Source organism: Nitrospinaceae bacterium (genome assembly GCA_018669005.1).
GTDB lineage: Bacteria > UBA8248 > UBA8248 > UBA8248 > UBA8248 > UBA8248.
This window is the reverse complement of the sequence record JABJAL010000087.1, coordinates 1-13662: the sequence shown is the minus strand read 5'-3', so window position 1 is coordinate 13662 and position 13662 is coordinate 1. Positions and strand designations below refer to the sequence as shown.

Genomic DNA, 13662 nt, shown 5'->3' with positions numbered 1-13662 from the left:
CTCGCGAAATCATTCAAAAGAGGTATCTGGGGCAATGAGTTCCCGGACCCGAAAAAAGCCGACAAATTCGAGGACCCCCCGTTCCGGCGCGAAAGAGGTGTTTTTCGCTAGCGCCGAAAAAGATACGGTCACCCTCCCGTACCTTTCGCATTCCAATACCGCAAAAAAAGCACCCATAATGAATGAGCGCGCAGAACAGACTTTGATCACATCCCGTCCTTGGGGCGTTTAGGGCCTGTAGAAATATGTTTTGACAAGCTTTGGCTCCTCCTGCACGGGCCAAACGAGAAATCCTTTTTCCCGCATGATGTCGATTCCGGGTGCAGGAAGAAACGTGGTGATAAGCTCAAGTATTTCCCCTTGCCCAAGATGTGATGCCGCTCGGGTTACGCTGTTCAGGGTCATCTCGTCCGAGTCGGGGGAATGGGATTCATCGATTGACGCGCCAACTTTCGTGATATCGAACCACTCCGGTCGGGACGTAAAATAACCCTTCCCCTCTTCGGCCTCATCGAGGATCGTGGGCTCCTGGCCCACCTCGGCCCGGAGTCGATTAACGATTATTTCAACGGAAATGCGCCCTACTGCAGCGGCCTGCCGCAGCGTGGCCACCTTCCCGACGCTTTTTCTGAGAAGGGGGTTTTTCAGTTTTTTAAATGGCGGGGCCATTCCGATAAGAACATCCTCAAGCTCCGGATAGTGCTCGAGCAATTCTCCCACCTTGGACGATGGCTCAATGGGAAACGCTTCTGCCATTTTCCGTCCTCGGTTGAATAAATCCGAATATGGCACCAGAACTTCTTGTGGGCCGCAATAAGCCCTGCAATCTCATAGGCAATCAGGATCTAATCATTCACCCTACCATCAAGCATCCACGGATTTGGGTGGGTCGCCGCCGCCACTCTTGGGCATGGTGTCCCCCATCAAAAACGGGGTGATCAGGTCCATCGGCAGCGGGAAGACGATGGTGGAATTGTTTTCGGTGGCCACCTCGGAGAGGGTTTGAAGGAAGCGCAACTGAAGCGCGCCGGGCGCCCTTCCGATGATTTGGGCGGCCTCGGAGAGGCGCTCACTGGCCTGGAATTCACCCTCGGCGTGAATCACCTTCGCGCGGCGTTCGCGCTCGGCCTCGGCCTGGCGAGCGATAGCCCGCTGCATCTCCGTGGGCAGATCAACGTGCTTAACCTCGACATTCGTCACCTTGATGCCCCACGCGTCGGTCGCCTGATCTAAAAGCTCCTGAAGCTGGACGTTGATCTTATCGCGCTCAGAGAGAAGATCATCGAGATCCATTTGCCCCAACACGCTACGCAGCGTGGTCTGACTCAACTGCCCGGTGGCGTAAAGAAAATCCTCAACCTCGATAACGGCGTGCTCGGGGTTCAGGACACGGAAGTAAACCACCGCGTTCACCTTCACCGAAACGTTGTCTTTCGTGATGATGTCCTGTGAGGGCACATCCATCGTAACAAGCCGCAGGCTGATGCGCACGATTCGATCGATCACCGGCAGAACGATGATCAGGCCGGGCCCTTTCGTCCGGAGAAACCGGCCGAGCCGGAAAACAACCGCTCGCTCGTACTCGTTCAGAACCCGGATGGCACTGAAAAGGAACAGGCCCACCACCGCAACAATGACGATCAATGTATAGCTCATATTATTTACCCCTCTCTGGCTACTCGAAGTTTAAGGCCATCCATGGAAACGACCCGGACTTTTCCCCCGGCCTCTATTTCTTCCTCGGAATCCGCCGTCCAGATTTCTCCGTGCACAAAAACCTTCAACTTCCCGTTATCCGATGAGCGGACAACACCGATCATATCGATCATGCCTTCGGCGCCGCTCACCGGCGCCGTTTGTTGGACCCGAAACCCCAGACCGACAATCCACACGAAAAACGCCGCCGTGCCCGCAACAGCAGGAAGGATTACCGTAAGGCTGATCTGAAGATAGGGCTCGGGCGAGTCGATCAACATGACAGAGCCCAGCGTCATTGCCACGATCCCGCCGATAGTCAAACCGCCATAGCTCACCACCGTAATCTCAAGCAAGAACATGATAACGGCCAGCCCCATCAAGAGCAGCCCCACATAATTTATCGGAAGAACTTTCATCGCATAAAGCGCCAAAAGAATGCTGATAGCGCCCACAACGCCGGGCAGGATATTGCCCGGGTTCGACAACTCGAAAAAGAGTCCGTACATCCCAAGCAGCATCAAAATATAGGCAATATTCGGATCGCTCAGCAGGGAGAGGACCTGATCCCGCCAGGTTCGATCAAGAGAGACCACCTGCGCATCGCGCGTGGCGAGGACAACCTCTTGACCCGAGGCGAGCTTTATCTTCCGACCATTCAGGGCGAGCAGCAGCGACTTTACATCCACCGCGACTAGATCAATGACCTTGAGCTTGAGCGCCTCGGCCTCGTCCACTGAAACGGCTTCTCGAACAGCACTCTCGGCCCACTCGGCGTTGCGGCCCATCCGGGTGGCTATTGATCGGGCGAAAGCCGCAACATCGTTCATCGCCTTGTTGCGCATGTCGCCCTCAATCTGCTTGCCGCCCCCTGCAACGGGGCTCGCTGCTCCGATGTTCGTGCCAGGGGCCATGGCCGCGATGTGGGCCGACATGGTGATGAATGTTCCGGCCGAGGCGGCCCGTGCGCCGCCAGGCGCAACAAAAACGGCCACCGGGGTACTGGAAGCGAAAATCAACTTAACAATGGCACGCGTGCTCGATACCAGCCCGCCAGGCGTATCGAGCCGAATCACGAGAAGCTGCGCCCCCTGGAGCCGGGCCTGCTCTAGCGCATGACTCACATATGACGTGGAACCCGGAGATATGGCGTCCTCTACATCAATTACCAGGACAGGCTGCCCTCCCTGGGCAAACAGCGAATGGGCGCTTGCAAGGCTCAACAGAAGCGATCCCGCCAAGAATAAAGCGAGATGTAGCCGCCTCACGTTTTTTAAAAATTCACGGCTTCCGGTCATATACATCCCTTCCCCATATTCCGGTAAAACATATTAAGCGGCCCCCAATGCCTACTGTAAGTTTAACACAAAGATTCGCGTGCCACTGAATCGTCTTTTTGAGCATCTTTGAACCACGCAGGCCCGACTCTATCAAGAAACCTCCAGAAGCACCTCGTCCACTATTTCCACCGCCGTATCGATCTGCGCTTCATCAATCACGAGGGGAGGCAAGAAGGCCAGCACGTTTCCATAGTGCCCCCCTGGATAGAGGAAAAGACCTTTTTTAACCGCCAACTCGCTCACCTTCTTTGCGATAGAGAGCGGCTCGCGACTCTGTCGATCTGAAACCAACTCGGCCGCCACCATGAGGCCACGTCCCCTTACCTCGCCGACCATTGGATGACGCTCGGCTAGCTCACCAAGGCGCTCTAGAAAATAGCCCCCCATCTGGCCCGCGCGCTCGGCGAGATTTTCATTTTCATAAACCGAGATTGAAGCCAGACCGGCGGCACACGCCATGACGTTTCCAGCATAGGTTCCGGTTTCACTACCTGGGGCCGAGGCATCGGTAATTTCGGCACTGGCAACACACGCAGAGAGCGGAAGGCCGCCCGAGAGCGATTTTCCCATGACAATAATATCGGGCTCGACGTCCTCGTGCTGATAGGCAAACATTTTTCCGGTTCTTGCAAATCCGCTCATCACCTCATCGACGATAAGAAGAACGCCGTGGCGGTCGCAGATTTCACGAAGGGCTTTTAGAAACCCCAGGGGGGCCGGAATCATCCCACCGTTTCCTTGCACGGGCTCAATCATAATGGCGGCGACCTCGCCCCATCCGCTCACCGGGTTTTTCAAAAACTCCTCGATGTAGGCCGCCGTTCCGGCGATGCACCCCTCGGAGTCGCTCCCGAACGGGCTCCGGTAGAGATAAGGGTAGGAAACATGGTGCGCCCCCGGCACAAGAGCGCCCAACCCCTCACGCTGAGTCTTGCGCCCCATGAAAGGAAGCGAGCCCAGGGTGCGACCATGGAAGCCGCCTGTGAACCCGACGACTTCTTGGCGCCCGGTGGCCCTGCGGGCTAGTTTCAAGGCGGTCTCGACCGCCTCGCTGCCCGAGGTTCCGAAAAGAATTTTACGAGGCGTTTGCCCACCCACCAGCGAAATGATCTTCTCCTCAAGGTCGAGCCGGACGCTAGAGCCCAGCGACATGGCCTGATGCAGCTTTCCGGCCTGCGCCTGGAGTGCCTCGACGACCGTGGGGTGGCAGTGCCCTGCGTTGAGCGAGCCAAACCCTGCTACAAAATCGAGAAAGATGTTGCCGTCCACATCCTCGACCGAGGCGCCCAGGGCACGCTCGACCATCACGGTGTCGGGGCTCATCCCACGGGACAAACCCGCCTTGCCCTCGAAGCGGCCAAGACGCTCAAGCTGCGCTAGCGTCTTCGGGCCAGGATGGGAGACTTTCATATCGGGCACTTTCATCACCTCTCCTCTTTTGCTCTGTGAAATGAAGATAGTTTTAAAGGCAAGGAGCATTGTAGCATTCTGGACGTGATAGAGCGCCTGCCCCGCCGCTTGGGCAAGCCGGGTGGGGGCCTCTAGCCTGAAGCACGGTGGGCATCTGCGATCTTGCCTTTGGCCTGACACTCCATTTCAGAGCCCAATTGCGGTATGCTCAAAGGCCGGCGAGGGGGCCGGGCCTTTCATGCCCAGAAAGAATCGTTGCGACATGGGCTGTGCTCTGACATAATCCCCTCGCTTTCAGGTAGTTACACTACTTTTTCTATTCACCGGAATGGTCATGGAAAACAACTGCTGGTTTCAGTGCATCAACGAGGACTGCGGGGCCACCTACTCGGTATTCGACTCCGTCTACCAGTGTCGCGACTGTGGCGAACTCCTTGAGGTCATCCACGACATCGACGCCCTCAGGGGACGGAGTGCCTCGGAGTGGCGCCATCTTTTCGATGACCGCTACAAGCGCAATGCCTGGCCCTATGGAAGTGGCGTCTGGGGCAAAAAAGAATGGGTCATGCCCCTCGTCGAGGATGACAACATCATCTCGTTCTACGAGGGAGGCACCAACCTGTTCTGGGCCAACCGCCTGAGCCGGGAGCTTGGCCTGAGTGAGTTGTGGATCAAACAATGCGGCAACTCCCACACCGGATCGTTCAAGGATCTTGGCATGACGGTTCTCGTATCCGTCGCCCGCCAGATGATAGCCGATGGCCGTAAGATCAGAGCCTTGGCTTGTGCATCAACCGGCGACACCTCGGCCGCCCTGGCTGCCTATTGTGCTGCCGCCGACATCCCCGCCATCGTCTTTTTGCCCCGCGACAAGGTGTCAACGGCTCAGCTCATCCAGCCGATTGCCAACGGTGCCACGGTCATGGCGCTGGACACCGATTTTGATGGGTGCATGAAAATCGTGCAGAAAGTCGCCGAGGAGCAGGGCCTCTACCTGGCCAACAGCATGAACTCGCTGCGCCTTGAGGGGCAGAAAACAATCAGTATCGAACTCGCCCAGCAGTTCGACTGGGAGCTGCCCGACGTCATCATCATACCCGGTGGCAACCTGGGCAACGTCAGCGCCCTCGGAAAGGGTTTTCTACTCATGCGCGATCTGGGGCTCATCGACCACCTGCCCCGCATCGTTTGCGCCCAGGCGGAAAATGCCAATCCCCTTTACCAGAGCTATCTCACGGGCTTTAAGGAGTTCGAGCCCGTTATAGCCAAAACAACGCTCGCCAGCGCAATACAGATTGGCAACCCGGTGAGCATTCATCGCGCCATCCGGACCTTGAAAACTTTCAACGGCATTGTCGAGCAGGCGTCCGAGGAAGAGCTTGCCAACGCCTCGGCTCACGCCGATCGGACCGGCATGTACAACTGCCCGCACACGGGCGTGGCCCTCGCGGTGCTCGAAAAATTAATTGCCCGAGGCGACATTCGCTCAAGCGACCGCGTGGCCGTGATATCAACAGCACACGGGCTAAAATTCACTGAATTTAAGATTAAATATCATGAACATAAAATCGAGGGCATCGATGCGCGCTATGCCAACACACCCATCGAACTTCCCAACGATGTCGGCGCAGTACAAGAAGCGGTAGAAGAGCAGCTCAGCGCCATTACCCAGGGCTGACTCACCCTGACAAATCTGGATTTAAAATAAAAAATGATCGACACCCCGAAAGATCAACAGAAGACAACATCGCCCGCCGCCAAGGGGGGGAGCATCAATCCACACGCGGAAAGCTCCCTTCCTCCGCCGATTTTTCAAACGGCAACCTTCACCTTCGGGAGCGCTGCTGAACTCGCCGCTTTCCATGGCGGCGAAAACGATGGTTATTTTTACTCGCGCTACGGAAATCCCACCGTGGCTGCTGCGGCCCGGCGTCTTTCGCGCCTTGAGGGGGCCGAGGCTTCAATCCTCTACGCCAGCGGAATGGCCGCCGTATCCTCGGCCTTTTTGGCGCTTTTAGGCAGCGGGGCGCGACTTGTGCTCCTTGGCGAGACCTATCGCCATACTAAAGATTTCGCTGAATCCGTCCTCGCCCGCTACGGGGTGATTGTTGAAATTCTCGAAGACAACTCACCCGAGGCCCTGGACTCCATTCCCGAAGGCCCCGTGCGCGTGCTGTTTTCGGAGGTTCCCTCGAATCCCACCATGCGCGTCCCCGACATAGTGCGCCTGGCAGAATGGTCGAAAAGCCGCGGCGCAAAATTAATTGTCGACGCAACAATTGCCTCGCCGGCGCTCCTTCGGCCCCTTGAGCATGGCGCCGATTTGGTCGTTCACAGCGCGACAAAATTTCTCGGCGGGCACAACGATCTTCTCGCGGGAGCAATTTCGGGCTCACAACCGTTTATAGATGCGCTCGCCGAGCAACAAGCGCTGCTGGGCGATGTGCTGAGCCCCCAAACAGCGTTTCTCCTTGATCGGGGCATGAAGACCTTGAACATTCGAGTCGAGCGGCAGTCGGAGACGGCGCTGCGCCTGGCCGAATTTCTTAGCGGCTTAAAACAGGTCAAAAAAGTCCATTACCCAGGGCTCGAATCCCATCCCGACCACGAAACGGCCAAAAAAATGATGACCGCGTTCGGCGGAATGTTGAGTTTCGAGCTAAATGGTGGACCAGAGGCGGCAGATCAACTCGTGGACGCTCTTAAGGTGCCAGTTTTGGCGGCGGGGTTTGGCGGGACAGAAAGCCAGGCCGAGCATCACGCCCGGATGGCATATGCAGACTTAGGGCTCATCGGCGCACAGGAAAGAGGGGTAACTCCAGGGCTTATCAGGTATTCAGTTGGTCTTGAAGATTTCGATGCGCTACGGGACGATCTGACGGACGGATTAAAGAAAATATAGAGGCCCTTATGGGGGGGCACCCTTACCCTATACTGGTGCCTAATGACGCCATTTTGGCGACCAGCCAGCGGGTTCTCACCCACATCTTACGACCTTTCCACCTACCAGATTTCACCCGAATTCGTGTGAATCTTCTTTTATCCTTGGAAATGACCTCGACCAGCGTGCCGGGCGGAAGTCTGTAAGGATATCTTTTCCCTCGGGGCGAGCGGTAGCCACCCGCGTAGTTAAGAGGCAATCCACGATAAGAGGACCGGACAAACAGAGATCTTCCTATTTTGTGGCCGCCCCTGAATTTAGCACTTGATTTTCTTTTAGAGGGCCGAGAACGCTTTCGGGCCGTTGGCACACTCATCTTTTTTCTGGGCTTGTCTAAGGACCGAATCGCATCATTCGACTTTCTAGCCAAAGAGGCAACATCTCGAAGCTGGAGTTGAACCTCGTTGATGGAGCGCCCGTGATTTTGAAGTATCTGAGTATGAGCGATTAATTGTTTGCGGAGAAAATCAACTTTGGACTGAGTCAATTTAGAATCTTTTACGTAATCATCTTTTTTGACGATATAGGCGCAACCCGACAACAACATCGGCACGACAATAAATCCTATTGCCCCCCGCAAAAAATATCTTTTCTGGTTTGATGTCCGAGACACGAATATTTCCATAAAACGCATCATACAGGATACCACCCTTCAATGGGCGGCATTACAACTAACTCACTGTCCAAGGATCCCACACCCTCGAATGAACTAGCAATACTCTCTGACAAATCTTTTTCATCCTCACTATTCACACGACCACGCAGAATGAGGTCGCCCTCATTGGGACATTCCACGGATATACCGCTTGCATCAACACGATCATCAGTCATCAACGCTGCCTTGACCTTTTGAGCAAAAGAAAGGTTCCGCAAAACTGTCGATGAGGAAGGCGAATACGTAGAAAATTTTTCACCTTTCAAGATTTTGACAATTATCCTAACGACGGCATCTTCATCATAAAAACCTGTATTCAGTACCAGATCAAAATTTCCGGGGTCGCCCCATTGAACATCGAAGAAATAGCGGGTATACGACTCTCGTTCCTGATCATTGTGCCGCAAGAACTCCTCGGCCATGGCCCCTGAGATTCCCTCGTTGGCCACAAGACGATGCTGCCTAATATTATCAGGAGCGACAACCCTAACCCGCATTACACCTGGGATGCTGGCAAGAAGCGAATTTCCCCCGCGCCCCAAAATAACATAATTGTCCTTGATGGCACATTCGTAAACGATTGCCCGCATGATATCGAGATAAACAAGTTGCCGATCTCGGAAAAAACGATCCACCAGACCGGGGCTACGCTCATCGACCCGCTCTAATTCATCGCGAACATAACCATAGGAGCGAGCCGCCTCGGCAAAACCATTGATATCGAGAAGCGTCCAATTGAGTTCACGAGCCACCTTTTTACCAATGGCATCTCCGCCGCTACCTAATTCCCGAGATAACGTTAAAACTCCCATCGGCAACCCCTTCCGGACGGTGTATACGAAGAAGAGATGTCTCTATCGCCGGAACCGGTTTCCGGCTTTCGATGACTGAATCCAAACTTTTCCGCATGGTCGTACAGCCTGCCAAAATCGTCAAGGCGACGGCTCCCAGTGCAATTATTGCCCGGCTCATCTAAATCTCCCTTTTATAAAAACGTCCTATCTGCTGGCTCTCTTGAATTTATCGAGTTGAACCCTGTAGTAGCGATTACTGGGTTCGAGTTCTATGGCTCTTTGTATTAACGGTATCGATTTAACGGGCTGTTTGTTTCGATAGTAAAGCTCCGCGAGTGTATCGAGATAGGCAGGCGTATCGGGACGAATCTCTAGCGAGCGCTTTGAGAGTTCGATCCCGCGATCAAGGCTCTCGTTGTCCACCACATGGAACCACGCCAGCCGGTTTAGGGCCGGGGCGGAATCGGACTCAATTTCCAAAACGCGCTTGAATTCTTTTTTGGATTCAGCGGTTTTCCCGCTTTCCCACAATAGCATTCCCAACTCAAGGAAAACTTCCGCCGAACGGGGATGCTCTTTCTTCAATTTGAGGAGCATTCGATAGGCTTGATCCTTTCGGCCCCTGTTTCTTTCTAGCCGGGCGATACGCACCAACATTTCAAGATTCGACGAATCGAGGCTTGCCGCACGCTTATAAAGGGCCACAGCCTCTTTGTCCCTACGGCTAGCCTCAAGGAGCGCACCAAGGCGCACATAAGCGTCCAGCCAGTCGGGCGCAAGCTCAATCACTTTTTTATAGGCCTTTATGGCGGCCTTCCTGTCAGCAATCTCAGTCTTAGCCGTGCCCAACTGAAAATAAAGGCGGGGTTCATCAGGCATGAAAGAAATGCTTTTTTCTAGAATTTTTGCCGCCAAAACCGGCTTGTTCTCTTTGAGTAGCCCTTCGGCCTTGGCAAGAGTTACCTCCGGTGATGGCGACTTTTTAGCCTGCTCCTTGGATGGCTTTCCAGCCCCCATTCGGACACGGACCTTCTCTAGACGGCGTCGAATAATCATGTCATCTGGGTCGTGCCGAAGCGCCTCGGCAAAGGCGAGGGCCGCCTTTTTCAAGCTACCCGAACTTGCGTGGAGATCTCCAAGCAAGATTCTCGCGTCGATATAATCAGGGGACTTTAAAAGGAGCTTATCAAGCTGGGCAATGGCATCCTTCGTGAGGGATTGTCTGGCAAAATTTTTGGCTAGACGAAAATTTGCGAGAACTGTCTTCTGGCCCTCCGCAATAGCCGCCTTCTTCAAGAGCGCCGTCGCTTCCTGGAATTTATCCTCTTTCTCAAAGAGTAAGGCTTTACTCAAAAGATTATTCTGCAACTCGCTATCGCCAGTGGTCTTTTTCTCGCTAACGGTTGTTTCTTTATTTGGCAGAAAACGGGAGAGACGATTTATCTGTCCTTTAAAATCCTTTAAGTAGGCAGGAATACGCTGGAGTGCGGAGAAAGCGAACAGGACAACCACGAAAAGACCCACCCCAACAGCGAGAGCCTTTTTTCGATCTTTGCCGAAAAGGGGGCGCGTGGGAATATCTGGGCTTGAGTCAGGCATTTTAAGAACGCCCTCAAGACAAGCCTGGTGGTTGATTTTGACCCTCGGCGACTGAATGTCTCCTCGGTGATGGCATCCTGCTCGTAGGTCAAGTTTGTCCAGGGCAAGTAATTCCCCCTCACTTTTACCGTGATGCACGAGTTCCTCGGCGACGATCTTCCCTTCCGTCTTGGCCGAAACACCTAGCTCAAGGCAACCGTCCCCCTCTATATCGCCAACAAAATCACCATTGAGCAAGAATTTTCCGGAAAAACGCAAAGAGCCTTCTAGACGAATAGTGTCGCCGGCGAAGGAGCATCCGGCCTCAGGCCTCAAAGGAAGGTTCGGTGGAGACATAGCGACTCTTCTCTCACAGGTGATGCGAAAAATACCGTGCAACCCGAAAAGCGGGGATGAGAACAAAACCTGTGTAGTTATACTAGCAGACTAGCGCATGAATCGAAAAATAATCAGACCTTAGTTATTTTCATTTTTCCGGTGGACCCAATATATGTATTGGTCCCAGTTTTCAACAAGAATCAGGCGCTCCTGGCCGGGGGGGACATACCACGAGCGCGAAGGGGCGCCACGTGCGGCGTCCTTATAATTTCGGGCAATAGTCGGCTTTGCCTTCGAGATGCCCAGCCGGGCCCCTGCCATGTCGACAATTTTTTTCGCGTCGAATTCCTTTTTTGAGGAAACAAAATATACGCGATAGGCACGCCCCGCAGGAAGAAGGCGTGCAGAGAAATGCACCACTTTACCGGGTACAACCAGGGCCGGTTTTTTCCTCGCCTCGATGGATGTGAGAATCTCCTCTGAGTGGCCATAACGATCGATGGCGAACCCGTAAATATAGCGAGGCTCACCAACACCCAGGCGGCCGACAACGAGGGACTCTGAATCAATCACATCACCCCCGATCAACGGCGAGCGGTTGCCAGCCAAATCAATCCGCTCCAACTTCACCTCAAAATCTGGTTCTCCCCACGATTTGGGATGACGGGGGAAAGCCCGGGGGCGCGGCGGCAGCCATTTCGACAACAAAGCATCGGGCACTGTCTTGCGGCTTAAATAGCCCCTCGCAAGGCCCGCGTATTGTCTCGATACCTCTAAGCGCTCGGGAAGAGCAAAAAGGTCCTTCACCTCTCTTTTATAATAAATCGTCTCTGCCGGGCGATTGATAACCACAGTGGCCCAGACCCGAACACGGTCGGGGCCCAGGGCATAGGCGCCAAAAACGGCTGCGTCGGCGCCTAGCATCGAGGCGGCATGAATAGCAGAGCCTTCCCCATAATTGGCCTCTCTGACCTTCGGCCACAGACCTCTGATAGGATGATCGTCGTCTAGTACGCGCTCGAATTCTCTTCGAATGGTCTCGGTTGAGCCTCCCTGCTCGGCACGAAGAGCGACCTCCTCGTCTAGGCGCCCTAATACGCCACGCCAGCCAACCGGCGGGACAAGTGCGAATCTTGATAGAGCCGCCTCCTGCCATGAAACGCCGTCTCCGCCATCGATGACAGCAAACAGCGCCGATTTTTCAAGGGCCTGCCGGACAGCCTGCTCAATTTTCCGACTAAAAGCCGTCCGCAGACCCGAGCGCGCCTCAGGAAATGCCGCGACGATGACTTTAAGAGAAGGTAGATTTTTGCGGCTCAACTCTTGTCTGCCAGACCGGGCCAGAAAAATTTTATTCCGGCCCTCGATGACATCTACCGCAAGCGAGGAGACCAGCCCCTCGCCCAGCACTGGAAGCGAATTCCCGCTCCCCCCCACATCTTTCCATGAGATGGCCTCATACGCACCACATCCGGCGAGGATGAAGACAAGTGCCAACAGAGCCGCCCGCAATCCATGGTTCTTCATTAGTAGTGCTCCCGGATTCAACCGCGACTAGCGGAATCGATGGCGGCCAGAGAGGCGAGTAGAGCAGAAAGCTCACTCAGCGGAATCATGTTTGGCCCATCCGAGAGTGCATCGTCCGGGCTCGGATGGCATTCGAGAAAAAAAGCATCGACACCGACACCCGCAGCCGCCCGTGCCAGGGGTCCGACCATCCGCCGATCCCCCCCGCTTTTATTTCCTAAGCCGCCGGGCGCCTGTACACTGTGGGTCGCATCGAAAACAACGGGACATCCCGTCTCACGCATCACAACCAGCGAGCGCATATCGCAGACAAGATTGTGGTACCCAAACGAGGTTCCCCGCTCGGTCAACAACACCTGCTCGCAACCCGCCTCGCGTAGTTTTTCAACGACATTGCCCATGTCCTGGGGCGCTAGAAACTGGCCTTTTTTCACGTTCACCACTTTTCCAGTCCGGGCAGCCGCCTGGAGTAAATCCGTCTGGCGACACAAAAAAGCGGGTATCTGGAGGACATCGAGCACCTCTCCGGCGGCCTCGACCTCCTCTATAGAATGCACGTCGGATAGAATAGGCAGACCAACCGCCTCGCGAATCGCGGCAAGTATTTCGAGACCCTTTTTAAGGCCAGGGCCCCTGGGCGAGGAAACCGAAGAGCGGTTTGCCTTGTCGTAGGAGGCCTTGAAGATCGCCTGAATCCCCGATGCCTCCGCCGCCTCTTTAACGGCACCCGCACATTCGAGCGCAATTGCCTCGCTTTCGAGGACACAGGGCCCAGCGATAACCGCCAGCGGCGAGCCGCCGCCAATCGACACATCGCCGATTTCGACCTTCATACTTTGAGATGACAATTTAGTTGTCTCCCGGAATTGAGAGAGGGCGCCATATCCAACCCCGGCGTCTTTCGCCGAGGGAGCGAGAAATTGAAAAAGACGTTAGTTGAAGAGTTCCCCGCGGGCCTTCTTCGCGGCGGCGATAAATTCGCTGAACAAAGGGTGTGGCTCGTACGGGGCGCTTTTGAATTCAGGATGAAACTGGCAACCGATAAAAAACGGATGCTCAGGTAACTCGATAATCTCTACCAACCGTTCATCCGGCGAGAGACCCGAGAATCTCAAGCCCCCCTCCTCAAGACTCTCCCGGTATTCATTATTGACTTCATATCGATGGCGATGGCGCTCCTCTATGCGGGAGGCCCCGCCGTAGACACTTGAGGCAAGCGACCCTGGCCGGAGGATACCGGGATAGGAGCCCAGACGCATCGTCCCGCCCATCGCCACATCTTCTTGCCCGGGCATGAAATCCACCACGGGATGAGGCGTATCCTCAGAGAACTCTGCGCTGTTGGCGTTTAGCAGGCCACAAATATTCCTAGCGTACTCCACG

At 54.8% G+C, this 13662-nt stretch carries 13 protein-coding genes; 2 read left to right on the top strand and 11 right to left on the bottom strand.

The features are described from left to right. Positions 1-228: 228 nt before the first annotated feature. The 4 genes from HOJ95_14165 to HOJ95_14150 form a co-directional block, all read right to left on the bottom strand. On the bottom strand, positions 229-756 hold the full coding sequence (locus HOJ95_14165) for a DUF1858 domain-containing protein (protein MBT6395844.1): 528 nt from the start codon (positions 754-756) through the stop codon (positions 229-231). Positions 757-864: 108 nt separating this feature from the next. Then, entirely contained in the window at positions 865-1656 is a 792-nt protein-coding gene (locus HOJ95_14160; GenBank protein ID MBT6395843.1) for a slipin family protein, read from the bottom strand. Positions 1657-1661: 5 nt separating this feature from the next. Continuing rightward, a complete protein-coding gene (locus HOJ95_14155; protein MBT6395842.1) occupies positions 1662-2993 on the bottom strand; it encodes a nodulation protein NfeD in 1332 nt (443 codons plus the stop codon). Between the two features lie 132 nt (positions 2994-3125). Further along, on the bottom strand, positions 3126-4460 hold the full coding sequence (locus HOJ95_14150) for an aspartate aminotransferase family protein (protein MBT6395841.1): 1335 nt from the start codon (positions 4458-4460) through the stop codon (positions 3126-3128). A 319-nt stretch (positions 4461-4779) separates the two neighbouring features. On the opposite strand from HOJ95_14150, the gene thrC reads away from it, so the two are divergent. Both thrC and HOJ95_14140 read left to right on the top strand, forming a co-directional pair. After that, positions 4780-6123, top strand: coding sequence for a threonine synthase (gene thrC / locus HOJ95_14145; protein MBT6395840.1), 1344 nt, complete (start codon positions 4780-4782; stop codon positions 6121-6123). Between the two features lie 33 nt (positions 6124-6156). Further along, a complete protein-coding gene (locus tag HOJ95_14140) occupies positions 6157-7347 on the top strand; it encodes an aminotransferase class I/II-fold pyridoxal phosphate-dependent enzyme (GenBank protein MBT6395839.1) in 1191 nt (396 codons plus the stop codon). Between the two features lie 22 nt (positions 7348-7369). Here HOJ95_14140 and HOJ95_14135 read toward each other — a convergent pair whose 3' ends face one another. The 7 genes from HOJ95_14135 to HOJ95_14105 form a co-directional block, all read right to left on the bottom strand. Next, positions 7370-7999, bottom strand: a complete 630-nt coding sequence (locus HOJ95_14135) for a hypothetical protein (protein ID MBT6395838.1) — start codon at positions 7997-7999, stop codon at positions 7370-7372. Between the two features lie 20 nt (positions 8000-8019). After that, entirely contained in the window at positions 8020-8853 is an 834-nt protein-coding gene (locus HOJ95_14130; protein MBT6395837.1) for a BON domain-containing protein, read from the bottom strand. After that, positions 8819-9013, bottom strand: a complete 195-nt coding sequence (locus HOJ95_14125) for a hypothetical protein (GenBank protein ID MBT6395836.1) — start codon at positions 9011-9013, stop codon at positions 8819-8821. The genes HOJ95_14130 and HOJ95_14125 overlap by 35 nt, the downstream gene beginning before the upstream one ends. A 26-nt stretch (positions 9014-9039) precedes the next feature. Next, positions 9040-10770 (bottom strand): tetratricopeptide repeat protein, encoded by a 1731-nt coding sequence (locus HOJ95_14120; protein ID MBT6395835.1) that lies wholly within the window; start codon positions 10768-10770, stop codon positions 9040-9042. Positions 10771-10890: 120 nt separating this feature from the next. After that, on the bottom strand, positions 10891-12279 hold the full coding sequence (locus HOJ95_14115; GenBank protein ID MBT6395834.1) for a hypothetical protein: 1389 nt from the start codon (positions 12277-12279) through the stop codon (positions 10891-10893). Between the two features lie 17 nt (positions 12280-12296). Beyond that, a complete protein-coding gene (gene kdsA, locus HOJ95_14110) occupies positions 12297-13112 on the bottom strand; it encodes a 3-deoxy-8-phosphooctulonate synthase (GenBank protein MBT6395833.1) in 816 nt (271 codons plus the stop codon). 99 nt (positions 13113-13211) lie between these two features. Continuing rightward, on the bottom strand, positions 13212-13662 hold a 451-nt coding region (locus HOJ95_14105), incomplete at its 5' end, for a C26 family cysteine hydrolase domain-containing family (protein MBT6395832.1).